This window comes from Pseudomonas sp. P135 (assembly GCF_020312125.1).
GTDB lineage: Bacteria > Pseudomonadota > Gammaproteobacteria > Pseudomonadales > Pseudomonadaceae > Aquipseudomonas > Aquipseudomonas fragariae.
Genome location: NZ_JAGPYR010000001.1, coordinates 550,252 through 566,634 on the forward strand (window position 1 = coordinate 550,252; position 16,383 = coordinate 566,634).

The following is a 16,383-nucleotide window of genomic DNA, read 5'->3' on the forward strand; positions in this document are numbered from 1 at the left end:
GAAACAGAAAGGCCCGCCAGATGGCGGGCCTAAAGTTGTTACACAACGCTTCTGTCAGAGCGGTTTGCCGCGATTGCCGTGCTGGCTGACAAACGCCTGTATGGCTTTCAGGTCATTTGGCAGAACCGTACAGCGCTCGTCGCGCTCGAACAAATCAGACAAATGTGCAGGTAGTTCAAGCGCTTTTCCTACACCGGCTTTCTCAACTGCTTCCGGAAACTTGACCGGATGCGCGGTGCCCAGAATCACCATCGGCGTGTCCAGACTGCGCCGGCATTCGCGCGCAGCCTTCACCCCGATAGCAGTATGCGGGTCGAGCAACTCGCCAGTGCTGGCGAACACTTCGGCGATGGTCGTGCAGGTGTCCTCGTCACTGACCGCCAGCGAATCGAACAGTTTGCGGGTCTCGGTCCAGCGCTCTTCCTCGACGCTGAAACCGCCACCCTGGCGGAACGTGCTCATCAACTCGGCAATGGCAGCGCCGTTGCGACCGTGCATGTCGAACAGCAGGCGCTCGAAGTTGGACGACACCATGATGTCCATGGAAGGCGACAGCGTGGCGTGCAGGGTTTCCTTGACGTACTGATTGCCGCTCATGAAGCGGTGCAGGATGTCGTTGCGGTTGGTGGCAACGATCAACTGGTTGATCGGCAGGCCCATGTTGCGCGCCAGATAACCGGCAAAGATGTCGCCGAAATTACCGGTCGGCACCGAGAACGACACCGAACGCGCAGGTCCGCCCAACTGCAGCGACGCGTGGAAGTAGTAGACGATCTGAGCCATGATCCGCGCCCAGTTGATCGAGTTGACCGCGACCAGAGGAGTGCCCTTCAGGAAGCTCTGATCAGCGAAGCTGGCCTTGACCATTTCCTGGCAGTCGTCGAAGTTGCCTTCGACTGCGATGTTATGAATGTTGTCGCCGAAGAGCGTGGTCATCTGCCGACGTTGTACATCGGACACCCGGTTGTTCGGGTGCAGGATGAAGATGTCGACGTTGTCGCAGCGACGGCAGCCTTCGATGGCCGCAGAACCGGTGTCGCCCGAGGTCGCGCCGATGATCACGACACGCTGGCCACGCTTGGCCAGAATATAGTCGAGCAGGCGGCCGAGCAGTTGCAGTGCGAAGTCCTTGAACGCCAGCGTCGGGCCATGGAACAGTTCGAGTACCCACTCGTTGCCATGCAGCTGGCGCAGCGGCGCAACAGCGCTATGGGCAAACACGCCGTAGGTCTCTTCGAGAATCTTTTTGAAGTCGGCATCCGGGATGCTGCCCGCCACGAAGGGGCGCATCACCCGGAAGGCGAGTTCGTGATAAGGCAGACCTGCCCAGGAAGCGATCTCTTCCTGCGTGAAGCGCGGCAGGTTTTCCGGCACGTAGAGGCCACCATCGCTGGCCAGACCAGTCAACAGCACGTCTTCGAAATTCAATGCAGGCGCTTGCCCGCGAGTACTGATATAGCGCATGGGATCAAACCTTCGGTTCGAGCTGCAAGCTGCAAGCTGCAAGCTGCAAGTCCAAAACGATCGGCGTCTGACTTGTAGCTTGTAGCTGACCGCTTGCCGCTGCCTTAATTAAGATGTTCGACGCGAATACGGACTACCGGGCCCACCACATCCTGCAACGCTTCCAGGGCCTGGATGGCGTCATTGATACGCTGCTCCACTACCCGGTGGGTCAACAGGATCATCGGCACCAGGCCATCATGTTCTTCGACATCCTTTTGCATGATCGATTCGATGTTGATGCCGCGCTCGGACAGGATGCTCGCGACCTGAGCCAGCACGCCCGGGTGATCCTTGGCCTGAATGCGCAGGTAGTAGGCGCTTTCGCAGGCTTCGATCGGCAGAATCGGGTGGGCGGACAACGAATCGGGCTGGAAGGCCAGATGAGGGACCCGGTTTTCCGGATCGGAGGTCATCGCACGGACCACATCGACCAGATCGGCCACCACCGAAGACGCGGTAGGCTCCATACCGGCACCCGCGCCGTAAAACAGCGTCGAGCCGGACGCATCGCCATTGACCATCACGGCGTTCATGACGCCGTTGACGTTGGCGATCAGGCGATCGGCCGGGATCAGGGTCGGGTGTACACGCAGTTCGATGCCTTGAGCCGTGCTGCGTGCAACGCCCAGGTGCTTGATGCGATAGCCCAGTGCTTCGGCATAGTTGACGTCTGCAGTGGTCAGTTTGGTAATGCCTTCGGTGTAGGCCTTGTCGAACTGCAGCGGTATGCCGAAGGCAATGGAGGCCAGAATCGTCAGTTTGTGCGCCGCGTCGATACCTTCAACGTCGAAGGTCGGATCGGCTTCGGCATAACCCAGGGCCTGAGCTTCGGCCAGAACATCGGCAAAGGTACGGCCCTTCTCGCGCATTTCGGTGAGGATGAAGTTGCCGGTGCCGTTGATGATGCCCGCAACCCAGTTGATACGGTTCGCCGACAGGCCTTCACGAATGGCCTTGATGACCGGGATGCCACCGGCAACCGCTGCTTCAAAAGCGACGATCACGCCCTTCTCACGCGCCTTGGCGAAGATTTCGTTGCCATGCACCGCGATCAGCGCCTTGTTGGCGGTCACCACGTGCTTGCCGTTTTCGATGGCCTTGAGGACCAGCTCGCGGGCGACGGTATAGCCGCCGATCAATTCTACGACGATGTCGATTTCAGGGTTGGTCGCAATGGCAAACACATCGCTGGTGGTCGGCGTACCGGTAATCTGGCAATTGGGATTTGCTGTACGAACCGCAATTTGCGCCACTTCGATTCCACGCCCGGCACGGCGGGCAATCTCCTCGGCGTTACGCTGAAGTACGTTGAAGGTACCGCCACCGACAGTACCCAGCCCACATATGCCTACTTTGACCGGTTTCACTGATGAACTCCCCGAAAAACAGCCGAACCTGAATCGGCTGTGGAAAAACTGCCGCATGGCGCCATGCGGCTGAAATTTTGACGACACTTCGGCCACTTGCCCCCTGTCTGCACAAGGCGCGCCTGAAAACACCGGTTTATTTGGCGCTCAATGCCAGCTTGGCAACCTGAGCCGCAGGCTGATAACCCGGAATCACCTGACCATCAGCGAGGACAATCGCAGGCGTGCCGTTGACGCCGATCGACTGACCGAGCTCATATTGCTTGCTGACCGGATTGTCGCATTTGGCGGCCTTGATGTCCTTGCCATCGACCATACGGTCCATCGCGCCCTTGCGATCCTTGGAACACCACACGGCCTGCAACTGCTCGTCACCCGGAGAACCAAGCCCCTGACGCGGGAATGCCAGGTAACGGACTTCGACACCCATCTTGTTCAGCTGGCCGACTTCTTCGTGCAGCTTGTGGCAATACGGGCAGGTCGTGTCGGTGAATACGGTGATGTGCGACTTGGTCTCGCCCACCGCCGGATAGATCACCATCTCGGACGCAGGAATGGCGTTGATGGTCTTGGAAATGGCCAGACGTTCGGTCTTCTCGGTCAGGTTGACCGGCTTGCCGTTCTGCACCTGAAACAGATAGCCCTGAACCACGAACTGACCGTCGGCGCTGGCGTACAGGACGCGGCCGCCCTTGAGCTTCACTTCATAGAGGCCATTGAGCGGGCTCGGCGAGATACTCTCGACCGGCAGCTGCAATTCCAGCGAGTCGAGCGTCTTGCGGATAGCCTGATCGGGGGCTGCATCAGCCAGGGCAGACATACTGAAGGTGCCGGCCAGCATCAAAGCCGCGGCAGCGAAAATCTGTGGCAAACGCATGAAAACTCCTATGACGGCGGACAGGCTGGCAACTGTCGAAAAAAAGCGCGCCAGCCTTGATAGGCGAAACCGGCAAAGCCTACCACATAAGGCTCGCGGGGCCGACAGGCCGTCATGATTCGGGAGGTTTCCCTGATGAATTGCAGATTTTTCTTGTGCAGATCGGGATAGGGCTGTCACAGCCCCTATCCCCGGCAAACGCTTTACCCGCGCCTTACTTTTTGACCGAGCCGTCTGCGTTGTAGCGCTCGATGATCGTCAGCTTCAGTAGCGCATCGGTGCCGTCGCAATCAGTCATCCAGGCGAACCATGACCCGCCTGGAAAATCTTGACGTTTGTAAGTCTGCATGAAGTTCTTGCTTCGCCACGACTTCAAATAAACGTCTTGAGCATCCGTGCGGTCAATCGAGAACTTACTGCTTCCACCATCTGCTATCCCGGCCAGATAAGCATATCCAGATTCTTTTGTTTTATGGACCCAACCGCCGTCGCTAACGGCTAAGTAAATGGGCGGCTCTGGCTCGGGGGATTGAGAGGCCGTTATTTGGTTTACCTGCAGCAGCGCTCCGCCTTCTGAATATTCCCCTGAAGTAACGCCTGTATTTAAGGCAACGCCAGACGACGAGTTAGATTTAACGTCCACTTCTAGCCCTGAGTCCACCTGCGAATCGAGAATTTTCCGAACGAGCCCCATCGAATATTTAGTCTTATGAGGTATTTTATCTGCCGCCGCAAACCCTTTGAAAAACATAACGTAGTAACCCTCATCATTGGGTTCAAAGCGAATCTTGATCGATTGTGTGAGCAATGAATTGGCACACAGCTCCTCCACCTCTTCCGTATCGCTTCCTCCCACAGTAATTTTGGAAAACCCCAGCTTGGTACCGTCCTTGAGGTCCAGCGTCGCCAGAAATGAACGCTCTTTTTTTTCGTCAGACATGTCAATCATCCTTGATAATGAGTTTCAGATAACCTCACCCTGATAGTAGTTGTTCGAAGAAACATCGCCCGCACGTCTCAATAACGATTGAAAATAACCGGCATAAAAACCATCGCACTCCTTCATGCCGCTGACATCAGAACATTAACCTCGAGGATGATGCGTCACATGCATACCCTGCAACCGCTGATACCGGGGCTGCACCAGCCAGGGCAGCATACTGAAGGTGCCAACCAGCATTTAAGCCGGCGGCAACGAAAATCCGGAGCAAAACCTGAAAACGTCTATAACGGCGGACAGGTTGGCACTGTCGAAAAAAAGAGTGCCCACCTTGACAGGCGAAACCGGAATGGGGGCTGTCACAACCCTCATGCCCGGCAAACGCTTTACCCGCGCCTTACTATTTGACCGAGCCGTCTGCGTTGTAACGCTTGATGATCGTCAGCTTCAGTACCGCATCGGTGCCGTCGCAATCAGTCATCCAGGCGAACCATGACCCGCCTGGAAAATCTTGACGTTTGTAAGTCTGCATGAAGTTCTTGCTTCGCCACGACTTCAAATAAACGTCTTGAGCATCCGTGCGGTCAATCGAGAACTCAATATTTTTATAACCTGATATCTGCGCCAGATAAGCCATCGCGGCATTCGTTGTTTTATTGACCCTCCCATCAGCATTGACGCCTATGTATATCGGCGAATCTTGCTCAGCGGCCTGCATCGGATCAATAGCCTTTTCAGCGAGGGGTTGTGGCTGGTAACGTAACGTTAAGTCCGGTGCAAACCCTTTAAACAACATAGCATATCCACTGTCACTTCCCGCCCGGAAATAGACTTCTATCGAGCGACTAGCCAAGGAACTCGCACACAGATAGTCATGCCCCTCAACTTTGGTTCCCCGCTCCACTGTCTTGAAAAAGATAATTTTGTTCCATCTGCAAGATCCAGAATTGCAAGAAACGAAAGCGCTTTCTTTTCACTGTCCATGCCAATCATCCTTGATAATTAGTTTTAGAAACCTCACCTGAATATTAGCTACCTGCGGACACTGCGCGCATACATCAGTAGATCGATTGGTAATAATCATTCATAAAAACACCACCCGACTCTCGAATCCATCAACAGACCACTAACCGCGCGGATGATGCCTGGCATGCATCTCCTGCAATCGCGCACGCGCCACATGGGTGTAGATCTGCGTCGTCGAGAGATCACTGTGCCCGAGCAACATCTGCACCACACGCAAGTCGGCGCCGTGATTGAGCAGATGGGTGGCGAAGGCGTGGCGCAGGGTGTGCGGTGACAGGGATTTGCCGATGCCCGCAACCGTCGCCTGATGCTTGATACGGTGCCAGAAGGTCTGGCGGGTCATCTGGTCGCCACGGGTGCTGGGGAACAGGACGTCGCTGGGCTTTCCGCCCAGCAACTCGTCGCGGGCACCGCGCAGGTAACGCTCGACCCAGACGATGGACTCTTCGCCCATGGGCACCAGTCGCTCCTTGCTGCCTTTGCCCATCACGCGCAGCACGCCCTGGCGCAAGTTGACCTGTTCCAGGGTCAGGCTGATCAATTCGGTCACGCGCAGACCGCAGGCATACAGCACCTCAAGCATGGCGCGGTCACGCTCGCCGATGGGCTCGCTCAGGTCGGGAGCAGCAAGCAATGCTTCGACGTCAGCTTCGGAAAGCGATTTGGGCAACGGTTTGCCCAATTGAGGCATGTCAATCTGCAGGGTGGGATCAACGGCAATCAGCTTTTCGCGCAGCAAGTAGCGGTAGAAGCCACGTGCGCCGGACAGAAAACGCGCAGTGGAGCGTGGCTTATAGGCATTGTCCACGCGCCAGGCAAGATGATCGAGGATGACTTCACGCCCGGCACTGATCAGGTCAACGTTGCGCTCCTGCAGCCAGCCGTTGAACAGCGCCAGATCACTGCGGTATGAGTCGCGGGTATTATCGGACAGGCCCTTTTCGAGCCAGAGCGCGTCGAGAAACCGGTCAATCAGCGGGTGGTCGATGGCAGCCATGTTTACTCAGTGCATGTGTTGGTAGACAAGGGGTGAATCATCAAACAGCAGGCAGCAAAAAGGCAGCCCTGAGGCTGCCTTTTTTATGCATCGAAAAACTGTATCAGGACAGTTTTTCCTTGATGCGCGCTGCTTTACCGGACAGGTCACGCAGGTAGTACAGTTTGGCCTTGCGAACGTCACCGCGACGTTTCACAGCCATGCTGTCGATTTGCGGGCTGTAAGTCTGGAAAGTACGCTCAACGCCAACACCGTTGGAGATTTTACGAACAGTGAAAGCACTGTTCACGCCACGGTTACGCTTGGCAATGACAACGCCTTCGAATGCTTGCAGACGAGCGCGGTCGCCTTCCTTCACTTTAACCTGGACGACAATGGTGTCGCCTGGTGCAAAGGTAGGGATCTCTTTGGTCATCTGCTCTGCTTCGAGGGCAAGAATGATTTTGTTAGTCATGCTGGTGCTCCTAAGGTAATCCGTCTGGATCGACCATCGATACGTTAACTATCGTCCCGCTCGCGGATGTATTCCGCCAGCAGCTTCTTCTCTTCTCCAGAAAGCGAGCGGCTTTCCAGAAGATCAGCGCGTCGTTCATAGGTCCGCCCAAGGGACTGCTGTAAACGCCAACGCCGGATGTGCGCGTGATTGCCACTTAGCAACACGTCGGGAACACGCTGATCCGCATACACCTCAGGTCGGGTGTAATGCGGGCAATCCAGCAGACCGTCCGTGAAGGAATCTTCCTCCGCGGAGTCCACATGCCCTAAAGCTCCAGGCAGCAGCCGCGTAACCGCGTCAATCAGGACCATCGCCGGCAGCTCGCCACCGGAAAGAACATAGTCACCAATCGACCACTCTTCATCGACATGAGCATCAATAAAACGCTCGTCAATGCCTTCATAACGACCGGCGATGAGAATAATCGCTTCCTCCTGCGCCAGTTCGCGTACCGCAGACTGATTCAGCTGGCGGCCTTGTGGCGACAGGTAAATCACCTTCGCCGCATCCCCTGCCGCTTGCCTGGCCTGAACCAGAGCATCTTCAAGGGGCTTGATCTTCATCACCATGCCCGGACCACCGCCAAATGGGCGATCATCCACAGTGTGATGGCGATCAGTGGTGTAATCCCGCGGATTCCAACAAGTGAGCTGCAACAGCCCTTGTTTCACCGCACGGCTGGTAATGCCGTATTCGCTGATGGCGGAAAACATCTCGGGAAACAGACTGATGACTTCTATGCGCAGGCTGGCCATGGCATTCAGAAGTCCGCGTCCCAATCCACCTTCATCTCGCCAGCAGCCATATCGATTGCCAACACGCATTGCTCCGTATAGGGCAACAGGCGTTCGCGATCATCCAGGCTACCCGCGCAGGGCTTTACAACCATTACATCGTTCGAACCGGTTTCGAGCAGGTGATCGATTTTCCCGAGCAGTTGCCCGAGTTGGTCGATGACCTTGAGGCCTTCAAGCTGGTACCAGTAGTACTCACCATCGTCCAGATCAGGGAACAGGTTACGCGGCACGCAGATTTCGTAACCGGACAGAAGACGCGCTTCTTCACGATCATCGAGACCCTTGAGCTTTGTGACCAGAAACTTGCTTTGCAAGCGTCCGCTGACCAGCTCCACCTGTTTATCAACGCTGCCTTCGCGCCGAAGCGTCCAGGTTTTGTAGTCCAACAGGTTTCCAATCGGATCAGTAAAGGAATAAACCTTCACTTCGCCGCGAACGCCATGAACCGAGTAAATCTTGCCAATGACGATCAGATCGTCGGCAGATGCAGGCGTCGCGTTCATAAGACTCAGGCCGCGGCCTTGGTCTTGTTGTGCTCTTTGAGCAGCTGGGCAACGCGCTCGGAAGTTTGTGCACCCACGCTCAACCAGTAGTTGACGCGTTCTTCGTTAACGGACAGACGGATTTCCTGACCACGGGCAACCGGGTTGAAGAAACCAACCTGTTCCTTGTGGGAACCGTCACGAGCGTTGCGGCTGTCGGTTACGGTCAGGTGGTAAAACGGGCGCTTTTTGGAGCCGCCAAGGGCAAGACGGATGGTTAGCATTGAACATCGTTCCTGTAGTCGGTGCTGCAAATCTAAGATGCACAGCGGGCATAGGTGCCCGAAAGGCCGCATATTCTAAGGAATATCCCGACTTTTGCAAATGTCTTTTTCCGGCGCCTATCGGCATGCCTTCCAGATTTGCGAGGGAGCTGTCGGTATGACAGCCGGTAAAAGCCCGCATAGCGCGGGCTGACTGGGGGTCACCCCCCCAGATGGGAAGCGTGCAAAGCGTCTTGCACGCGACGCAATTACATTTTTGGCATGCCGCCGCCGGGGAACATTCCCCCCATGCCGCGCATCATTTTGGCCATTCCGCCCTTGGCGGAGAATTTCTTCATCATCTTCTGCATCTGCTTGTGCTGCTTGATCAGACGCCCGATGTCCTGAACCTGAGTGCCCGAACCCATGGCAATGCGGCGCTTGCGCGAACCGCTGACCAGATCCGGATCACGGCGCTCGGCAGGGGTCATCGAGTTGATGATGGCTTCCATCTGCTTGAACTGTTTTTCCGCTGCGCCCTGGGCGTTGCCCATCTGCGACAGGTTGACGCCGCCGATGCTCGGCAGTTTGTCCATCAGGCCGCCAAGGCCACCCATGTTCTTCATCTGCTGCAGCTGGTCGCGGAAGTCTTCGAGGTCGAAGCCCTTGCCCTTCTTGAGCTTTTTCGCCAGCTTGTCAGCCTTGTCCTTGTCGAGAGTCTGTTCGGCCTGCTCGATAAGGCTGAGCACATCGCCCATGCCGAGGATGCGTGAGGCGATGCGGTCCGGGTGAAACGGCTCCAGCGCCTCGCTCTTCTCGCCCATGCCGATGAACTTGATCGGCTTGCCGGTAATGGCACGCACCGACAGCGCCGCACCACCGCGGGCATCACCGTCGACCTTGGTAAGGATCACACCGGTCAGCGGCAGTGCATCACCGAAGGCCTTGGCGGTGTTGGCCGCATCCTGGCCGGTCATGGCATCGACCACGAACAGCGTCTCGGCCGGCTTGACCGCCGCATGCAGCGCCTGGATCTCGCCCATCATCTCGACATCGACGTGCAAACGACCGGCGGTGTCGACGATGACCACGTCAATGAACTTGAGCCTGGCTTCTTTAATGGCCGCCTGGGCGATGTCCACCGGCTTCTGGCTGATGTCGGAGGCGAAGAACGTCACGCCGATGTCGTTGGCCAGGGTTTCGAGCTGTTTGATGGCTGCGGGACGGTAAACGTCGACCGACACCACCATTACGGTTTTCTTCTTGCGCTCTTTAAGGAAGCGCGCCAGCTTGCCGGCAGTGGTGGTCTTGCCCGCGCCCTGCAAACCCGCCATGAGGATGACGGCAGGCGGCGTGACATTGAGCACCAGGTCTTCGTTGGCGGCGCCCATCAGGCTTTCGAGTTCGGCCTGGACGATCTTCACGAACGCCTGACCTGGCGTCAGGCTGCGCGACACCTCGGTGCCGACGGCGCGTTCCTTGACGTTATTGACGAAGTCTTTGACCACCGGCAAGGCGACGTCGGCTTCGAGCAACGCCATACGCACTTCGCGCAAGGTATCTTTGATGTTGTCCTCGTTCAGCTTGGCCTTGCCAGTAACATGGCGCAGCGTCTGCGAGAGGCGGTCAGTCAGATTTTCAAACATGCGCGATCCTTTCAGGCTCTCGTCGAACCCCGGTTGATGCGGCCCGGCCCGTAATGCAGAAATGGCGCTCGGCGAGCCTGCGGCTTGAGCAGGTCGCGGATTATAGCGAAGACTCCGTCGCACGGACACCACGCAGACTGCTTCTGTGGTCTTTCGTGATTTGCCGGTTCTATGCCAAACTCAGCGTCTTTTCAGGCCCGTCCATCAGGATCTATGTCCCCTTTGCCACCCAGCCTGCTTCCCAGCCTCGCCGCCGCCATCATTTATGCCGCTGCGACCGTCTATCAGAGCCTGCGTCTGAGCCAGGCCGTCAAGCCCGACAAGCGGCTGCTTTGCCTGCTTGGAGCGTTGGCGGTCATCGCACATGCCATTGGTCTGTTTTCCCAATTGACGCATTCCGTCGGTCTTGGTCTGGACTTCTTCAATTCGGCCAGCCTTATCGCGGCGTCGGTGATCGTCGTCACCCTGATCGCCACATCGCGCATCCCGGTGGAAAACCTGCTGGTGTTGTTGTTCCCTTTAGGGATGGTCACTGTACTGCTCGCCCAGTTCGCCCCTAGCGGCACTGTGCAGCCGATCATGGAAGAGCCCGGCATCCTCAGCCATATCCTGCTCTCTCTGCTGGCTTACGGGATGTTTACCATTGCTGCATTCCAGGCGCTGCTGTTGCTGTTGCAGGACTACCGCCTCAAGCACAAGCACCCTTCCGGGCTGATCAAGAACTTCCCGCCGCTGCAAACCATGGAAAGTCTGCTGTTCGGCTTTCTGTGGGCTGGCTGGTCGTTGCTCTCGCTGTCGCTGATTTCCGGCTGGCTGTTCGTCGAAAACCTGTTTGCCCAGCATCTGGTGCACAAGACCCTGCTGGCCTGTCTGGCCTGGATAGTGTTCAGTGTGCTGCTGTGGGGGCGTAACCGCCTTGGATGGCGTGGACACAAGGCCATTCGCTGGACGCTGGGCGGTTTCTGCCTGCTGATGCTCGCCTATTTCGGCAGCAAGCTGGTACGCGAATTCATCCTGCACATCTGACGGGCCCTGATCATGGATAATCTGCCCCTGGGCCCGTTGCTCGGAGTCCTCGCCCTACTGCTGCTGTGGGCCGGCCTGCTGACTGCGGTCGAAGCCGCTCATCATCAAGTCAAGGCGATGCGCTCTGCCAGCCGCCCGGAAAAGTCGGCGCCGCTCCCCGAACTGGCCTTCAACCTGAACAGCGTGATTCTGGGCAATACGCTGATCCGAGTACTGATCAGCGTGATCGCAACGCTGATCGCCGCCAATTACTGGCTCTACAACGGTCCGACCGTGGCATGGCTCGCTACCGTGAGCATCATGCTGGTCTTCGCCGAATACATGCCGCGCCGCCTGGCGAACCGCCACCCTGTCTCGACGCTGCTGCTGGGCAACGGTGTGCTGCGCATCCCGATGAAGATCATCTGGCCGCTGGCCTACGTGTTCAATGTTCTGGCCAAGACACTGCTGCGTCCCTTCCTGTCTCGCGCCGTACAGCAGCAGGATCAGGACTTCGAAGACGACACGCAAAATACTCCGCGCAACGATGCCGCCCAGGAATACTCTCCGCGTGCCAGCGTGCTGTCAGGCATTCGTGCGCTGGACAGCATTACCGTCAATGACATCCTGATCCCGCGCAACGAAGTGGATGGCGTCAACCTTGATGACCCCATGGAAATGATCATCGAGCGTCTGATCATTTCACGGCACACGCGCCTGCCGGTCTATCACAACGATATCAATCAGGTACAAGGCGTCATCAATACCCGAGACATCAGCCACCTGCTGCCCAAGGGCACTTTGACCAAGGAGCAGTTGCTGGCGGTCTGCTACGAGCCTTATTTCGTACCGGAAAGCACCCCGCTGCAGTTGCAGCTGCTGAATTTCCACAAACAGCAGCGGCGTCTCGGCGTGGTGGTCGATGAATACGGGGAAGTGCTGGGCATCGTTACCCTCGAGGATATTCTCGAAGAGATTGTCGGCGAGTTCGAAAGCGAGCAGCGGCTGGATAACCCGCACGTCAAACAACAGGACGACGGGCGTCTCGAAGTCGAAGGCGCAGCGTCCATCCGCGATTTGAACAAGAGCCTTGGCTGGCACCTGCCGTCAGACGGCCCGAAAACCGTCAACGGACTGGTTACCGAGGCACTGGAAACCATCCCGGACGCTCCGGTGTGCTTGAAAATAGGGCCTTACCGGCTGGAAATCCTCGAAACCGAGGACAACCGCGTCAAGCGTGTCGCCATGTGGCAGAACACGCTGGTCCGCACTTTCAAATAGCTGTCTGCGTTCAAATAGATTCCTGAACCGCCCTTGCCTCTCGACCCATTCGGGTTACTCTGCTCGACGCCGCACCCACAATCACAATAAATGCACGCTTGCCGGAATACGGTCGATGCCGACCGGCGAGTCGACTGTCAGGAAATCCGCATGACCAGCACCCCGCTCTCTCGCGAAGATCACGACGCGCACGCAAAGCCGGTGAATTCGACGACCCGCGTCGCCACGGCCAGCTTTATCGGCACGGCCATCGAGTTCTACGACTTTTACGTGTATGCCACCGCCGCCGCCCTGGTGATCGGTCCGGTATTCTTTCCACAGACCTCGGGCACCGCCCAGATGCTGTCGTCATTTCTGACCTTCGGCATCGCCTTTCTCGCTCGCCCTCTGGGGTCGGCGCTGTTCGGTCACTTCGGTGACCGGATCGGGCGCAAGTCGACCCTGGTGGCCTCGCTGCTGTTGATGGGGATCTGCACCACGCTGATCGGCGTATTGCCCGGCTACGCGACGATCGGGGCGTGGGCGCCGATTCTGTTGTGTGTGCTGCGTTTCGGTCAGGGGCTTGGCCTGGGTGGCGAATGGGGTGGCGCGGCGCTGTTGGCGACCGAGAATGCCCCGAAAGGCAAGCGCGCCTGGTTCGGCATGTTTCCGCAACTGGGCCCTTCGATCGGCTTTCTCGCCGCCAACGGCCTGTTTCTGGCGCTGGCCATGACCCTCGATGACGAGCAGTTCCGCGCGTGGGGCTGGCGGATTCCCTTTCTGCTCAGCGCCGTACTGGTCATGGTCGGGCTGTACGTGCGCCTGAAGCTGGAAGAGACGCCCGTGTTCGCCAAGGCCATGGCTCGCCACCAACGGGTCAGCCTGCCCATCGTGGAAACCTTCAGCCAGCACTGGAAACCCATGCTGCTCGGTGCGGCTTCGATGGTGGTCTGCTACGCGCTGTTTTATATCTCGACGGTGTTCTCGTTGAGCTACGGCGTGGCCACGCTGGGCTATACCCGTGAAACGTTCCTGGGGTTGTTGTGCTTTGCGGTGCTGTTCATGGCAGCGGCCACACCACTGGCCGCATTGGCGAGCGATCGCTTCGGGCGCAAGCCGGTGCTGATTGCGGGAGGCGTGCTGGCGATCCTGTCAGGTTTTACCATGGAGCCACTGTTGACCCACGGCAGCACCTGGGCTGTGGCGCTGTTTCTGTGCATCGAACTGTTTCTGATGGGCATCACGTTCGCGCCGATGGGTGCGCTGCTACCGGAGCTGTTCCCGACACAGGTTCGCTACACCGGCGCATCGGCGGCCTACAACCTGGGCGGAATCGTCGGAGCGTCGGTCGCCCCCTTCTTCGCCCAGAAACTGGTGGCGATGGGTGGCCTGAGCTGGGTGGGCGGGTATGTGTCTGCTGCAGCGCTGATCAGCGTGCTGGCGGTGTTGAGCCTGAAAGAGACGAGAGATAGAGAGCTTTGAGCTGCAAGCTGCAAGCTGCAAGCTGCAAGCTGCAAGCTGCAAGAAGAAGCGTGGTGCTCTTTCTTGCAGCTTGAGCCTTGAGGCTTACCGCTGCGCCCCTACAGCTTTACGTTTACCGCCTGCGATGCCCGGGTCGCTTTGGCCCGAGCGGCTTCGATGGACTCGTCACGCGCCAGGGCAACGCCCATGCGCCGCTGACCGTTGACTTCCGGCTTGCCGAACAGACGCAATGCGGTATCAGGCTCGGCCAGCGCAGCGCCGAGGTTGGCGAAAGCGGTTTGCGTGGACTGGCCTTCGACCAGGATCACTGCCGAAGCCGAAGGGCCGAACTGACGGATCAACGGAATCGGCAGCCCCAGAATCGCGCGCGCGTGCAGGGCAAACTGCGACAGGTCCTGAGAAATCAGCGTCACCAAACCGGTGTCGTGCGGGCGCGGCGAGACTTCGCTGAACCACACCTGATCGCCCTTGATGAACAGTTCGACGCCAAACATCCCGCGCCCACCCAATGCCTCGGTCACCGCCTTGGCAACACGCTCGGACTCTGCCAGCGCAACCGGGCTCATGGCCTGCGGCTGCCAGGACTCCTGATAGTCGCCCTTTTCCTGACGATGCCCAACCGGCGCGCAGAACGTGGTGCCACCGATGTGACGCACGGTCAGCAGGGTGATTTCGTAATCGAAGTCGATGAACCCTTCGACGATGACACGCCCTTTACCAGCGCGACCACCCTCTTGCGCGTAATCCCAGGCTTTCTGCACGTCATCGGTGCTCTTGAGCAGGCTCTGCCCTTTGCCCGAAGAACTCATGACCGGCTTGACCACACACGGGAAACCGAGGTCTTCGACCGCCTTGCTGTACGCCTCGAAGGTGTCGGCAAAGTGGTAAGGCGAGGTCGGCAGCTTCAGCTCTTCAGCTGCCAGACGACGAATGCCTTCGCGGTTCATGGTCAGTTGCGCGGCGCGCGCGGTCGGGATCACGGTGAAGCCTTCGGCCTCGAGCTCGACCAGCGTTGCGGTGGCGATGGCTTCGATTTCCGGAACGATGAAGTGCGGCTTCTCGGCCTCGATGACTGCGCGCAGTGCCGCACCGTCGAGCATGTTGATCACATGGCTGCGATGAGCGACCTGCATGGCTGGCGCGTTCTCGTAACGGTCAACAGCGATCACTTCAACGCCTAGGCGCTGCAGCTCGATCACGACTTCCTTGCCCAGTTCGCCGCTACCGCAAAACAGTACGCGCGTCGCGGTGGGCGACAGTGGAGTTCCGATTTGAGTCATCTCAGGTCCTCGTGAAGCAGATGTCGAGGGCTGCCCGCCGTATGCAAGCAACCGCTGTGAAGAAAGGCGCGCAATTTACCACGAAGCCCCGGCAAATGGGCGCTCAGCCTGGACACGCACTGTTGCGCGCCCGCCAGGCCATGATCATCCAGACAATGGTCACGCCAGCGAACTTCGATGCCAGCGCGGTGAGCACGACCGGCGCCGTCAGGGCGTCGATCATGCCGAAGAAGATAAAGGTATCCAGCGGAATGCTGAGTGCCGAGCTGATCCACAACCGATCACGCAACGGGCGTCTGGTAATGCTGAACACCAGCCAGTCAATGCATTCGGAAACCGCAAACGCCGTGGCGCTGGCCAAGGCAATGGTGGGGTCGCTGGTGACATAGGACAGGACCAGCGCCACCAGCATGGCAATGATCGCACCATGGCCAAAGCGAATCTGCACCATGTCCCGCAACACGAACACCAACCCGCCCCAGGCAGACCAGATCATGTCCAGGTGCGGCGCACTGGAAAAGGCGAAGTTGATCAGCACGACACTGCTGATGTAGGCGATCAGGAAAAGCATGGAGGGTTTGGGCCTGTGCAAGCGAGCGGCAATGATAGCAAACGCGGACAAGAGCCGCGCCCAAGCGAAAACGAAAGCATTATTCCTGACGCAGGAAATGCATCGACTGCACCGCCCCCTTCGCGAACAAGTTCGCTCCTACAAAAGCTCGCGGATAACCTGTAGGAGCGAACTTGTTCGCGAAAGCACTATTCCTGACGCAGGAAATGCATCGACTGCACCGCCCTCTTCGCGAACAAGTTCGCTCCTACAAAAGCTCGCGGATACCCCCTGTAGGAGTGAACTTGTTCGCGAAAGGGCTATTCCTGACGCAGGAAATGCATCGACTGCACCGCCCTCTTCGCTAACAAGTTCGCTCCTACAAAAGCTCGCGGATAACCTGTAGGAG

15 protein-coding genes and 1 pseudogene are annotated in these 16,383 nt (G+C 58.0%); 3 read left to right on the forward strand and 13 right to left on the reverse strand.

Annotated elements, in window-relative coordinates:
- Positions 1-54: 54 nt before the first annotated feature.
- From thrC to ffh, 11 genes and pseudogenes are all read right to left on the reverse strand, one after another.
- Positions 55-1,464 carry a threonine synthase gene (gene thrC, locus KBY08_RS02380; RefSeq protein ID WP_004406380.1) on the reverse strand — a complete coding sequence of 470 codons (1,410 nt, stop codon included), beginning with the start codon at positions 1,462-1,464 and terminating at the stop codon, positions 55-57.
- A gap of 104 nt (positions 1,465-1,568) precedes the next feature.
- Entirely contained in the window at positions 1,569-2,873 is a 1,305-nt protein-coding gene (locus KBY08_RS02385) for a homoserine dehydrogenase (protein ID WP_004406381.1), read from the reverse strand.
- 136 nt (positions 2,874-3,009) lie between these two features.
- Positions 3,010-3,750: a bifunctional protein-disulfide isomerase/oxidoreductase DsbC gene (gene dsbC, locus KBY08_RS02390; RefSeq protein WP_004406382.1), complete on the reverse strand. Its 741-nt coding sequence runs from the start codon at positions 3,748-3,750 to the stop codon at positions 3,010-3,012.
- Between the two features lie 214 nt (positions 3,751-3,964).
- Positions 3,965-4,690 carry a hypothetical protein gene (locus KBY08_RS02395; protein WP_111522032.1) on the reverse strand — a complete coding sequence of 242 codons (726 nt, stop codon included), beginning with the start codon at positions 4,688-4,690 and terminating at the stop codon, positions 3,965-3,967.
- A gap of 400 nt (positions 4,691-5,090) precedes the next feature.
- Positions 5,091-5,674 (reverse strand): annotated as a pseudogene (locus tag KBY08_RS02400) (hypothetical protein).
- A gap of 142 nt (positions 5,675-5,816) precedes the next feature.
- Entirely contained in the window at positions 5,817-6,713 is an 897-nt protein-coding gene (gene xerD, locus KBY08_RS02405; protein WP_032656396.1) for a site-specific tyrosine recombinase XerD, read from the reverse strand.
- 103 nt (positions 6,714-6,816) lie between these two features.
- Complete coding sequence (rplS, locus tag KBY08_RS02410) at positions 6,817-7,167, reverse strand: 50S ribosomal protein L19 (protein ID WP_002552524.1); 351 nt, start codon at positions 7,165-7,167, stop codon at positions 6,817-6,819.
- A 44-nt stretch (positions 7,168-7,211) separates the two neighbouring features.
- Positions 7,212-7,964: a tRNA (guanosine(37)-N1)-methyltransferase TrmD gene (gene trmD / locus KBY08_RS02415; protein ID WP_002552523.1), complete on the reverse strand. Its 753-nt coding sequence runs from the start codon at positions 7,962-7,964 to the stop codon at positions 7,212-7,214.
- A gap of 5 nt (positions 7,965-7,969) precedes the next feature.
- The gene (rimM, locus tag KBY08_RS02420) at positions 7,970-8,509 is read right to left on the reverse strand and encodes a ribosome maturation factor RimM (RefSeq protein WP_004406396.1); all 540 of its coding nucleotides are present in this window, start codon (positions 8,507-8,509) and stop codon (positions 7,970-7,972) included.
- 5 nt (positions 8,510-8,514) lie between these two features.
- Complete coding sequence (gene rpsP / locus KBY08_RS02425; protein ID WP_002552521.1) at positions 8,515-8,772, reverse strand: 30S ribosomal protein S16; 258 nt, start codon at positions 8,770-8,772, stop codon at positions 8,515-8,517.
- A 248-nt stretch (positions 8,773-9,020) separates the two neighbouring features.
- On the reverse strand, positions 9,021-10,397 hold the full coding sequence (gene ffh / locus KBY08_RS02430) for a signal recognition particle protein (protein WP_004406399.1): 1,377 nt from the start codon (positions 10,395-10,397) through the stop codon (positions 9,021-9,023).
- 213 nt (positions 10,398-10,610) lie between these two features.
- Between ffh and KBY08_RS02435 the strand changes: the two genes are divergently transcribed.
- From KBY08_RS02435 to KBY08_RS02445, 3 genes are all read left to right on the forward strand, one after another.
- A complete protein-coding gene (locus tag KBY08_RS02435) occupies positions 10,611-11,423 on the forward strand; it encodes an inner membrane protein YpjD (protein WP_004406400.1) in 813 nt (270 codons plus the stop codon).
- Positions 11,424-11,435: 12 nt separating this feature from the next.
- Complete coding sequence (locus tag KBY08_RS02440) at positions 11,436-12,683, forward strand: transporter associated domain-containing protein (protein ID WP_111522034.1); 1,248 nt, start codon at positions 11,436-11,438, stop codon at positions 12,681-12,683.
- A 150-nt stretch (positions 12,684-12,833) separates the two neighbouring features.
- A complete protein-coding gene (locus tag KBY08_RS02445) occupies positions 12,834-14,144 on the forward strand; it encodes an MFS transporter (RefSeq protein WP_032656394.1) in 1,311 nt (436 codons plus the stop codon).
- Positions 14,145-14,242: 98 nt separating this feature from the next.
- On the opposite strand, the gene purT is transcribed toward KBY08_RS02445, so the two are convergent.
- Positions 14,243-15,424, reverse strand: coding sequence for a formate-dependent phosphoribosylglycinamide formyltransferase (gene purT / locus KBY08_RS02450; RefSeq protein ID WP_046269421.1), 1,182 nt, complete (start codon positions 15,422-15,424; stop codon positions 14,243-14,245).
- A gap of 103 nt (positions 15,425-15,527) precedes the next feature.
- Positions 15,528-15,995 carry a preQ0 transporter gene (locus tag KBY08_RS02455; RefSeq protein WP_003391204.1) on the reverse strand — a complete coding sequence of 156 codons (468 nt, stop codon included), beginning with the start codon at positions 15,993-15,995 and terminating at the stop codon, positions 15,528-15,530.
- Between the last annotated feature and the right edge of the window lie 388 nt (positions 15,996-16,383).

Coding starts and splice junctions, on each gene's coding strand:
- KBY08_RS02435 (WP_004406400.1), top strand. CDS start 10,611: ATGTCCCCTTTGCCACCCAGCCTGCTTCCCAGCCTCGCCGCCGCCATC.
- thrC (WP_004406380.1), bottom strand. CDS start 1,464: ATGCGCTATATCAGTACTCGCGGGCAAGCGCCTGCATTGAATTTCGAA.
- dsbC (WP_004406382.1), bottom strand. CDS start 3,750: ATGCGTTTGCCACAGATTTTCGCTGCCGCGGCTTTGATGCTGGCCGGC.
- KBY08_RS02440 (WP_111522034.1), top strand. CDS start 11,436: ATGGATAATCTGCCCCTGGGCCCGTTGCTCGGAGTCCTCGCCCTACTG.
- ffh (WP_004406399.1), bottom strand. CDS start 10,397: ATGTTTGAAAATCTGACTGACCGCCTCTCGCAGACGCTGCGCCATGTT.
- KBY08_RS02455 (WP_003391204.1), bottom strand. CDS start 15,995: ATGCTTTTCCTGATCGCCTACATCAGCAGTGTCGTGCTGATCAACTTC.
- rimM (WP_004406396.1), bottom strand. CDS start 8,509: ATGAACGCGACGCCTGCATCTGCCGACGATCTGATCGTCATTGGCAAG.
- xerD (WP_032656396.1), bottom strand. CDS start 6,713: ATGGCTGCCATCGACCACCCGCTGATTGACCGGTTTCTCGACGCGCTC.
- rplS (WP_002552524.1), bottom strand. CDS start 7,167: ATGACTAACAAAATCATTCTTGCCCTCGAAGCAGAGCAGATGACCAAA.
- rpsP (WP_002552521.1), bottom strand. CDS start 8,772: ATGCTAACCATCCGTCTTGCCCTTGGCGGCTCCAAAAAGCGCCCGTTT.
- KBY08_RS02445 (WP_032656394.1), top strand. CDS start 12,834: ATGACCAGCACCCCGCTCTCTCGCGAAGATCACGACGCGCACGCAAAG.
- KBY08_RS02395 (WP_111522032.1), bottom strand. CDS start 4,690: ATGTCTGACGAAAAAAAAGAGCGTTCATTTCTGGCGACGCTGGACCTC.
- purT (WP_046269421.1), bottom strand. CDS start 15,424: ATGACTCAAATCGGAACTCCACTGTCGCCCACCGCGACGCGCGTACTG.
- trmD (WP_002552523.1), bottom strand. CDS start 7,964: ATGGCCAGCCTGCGCATAGAAGTCATCAGTCTGTTTCCCGAGATGTTT.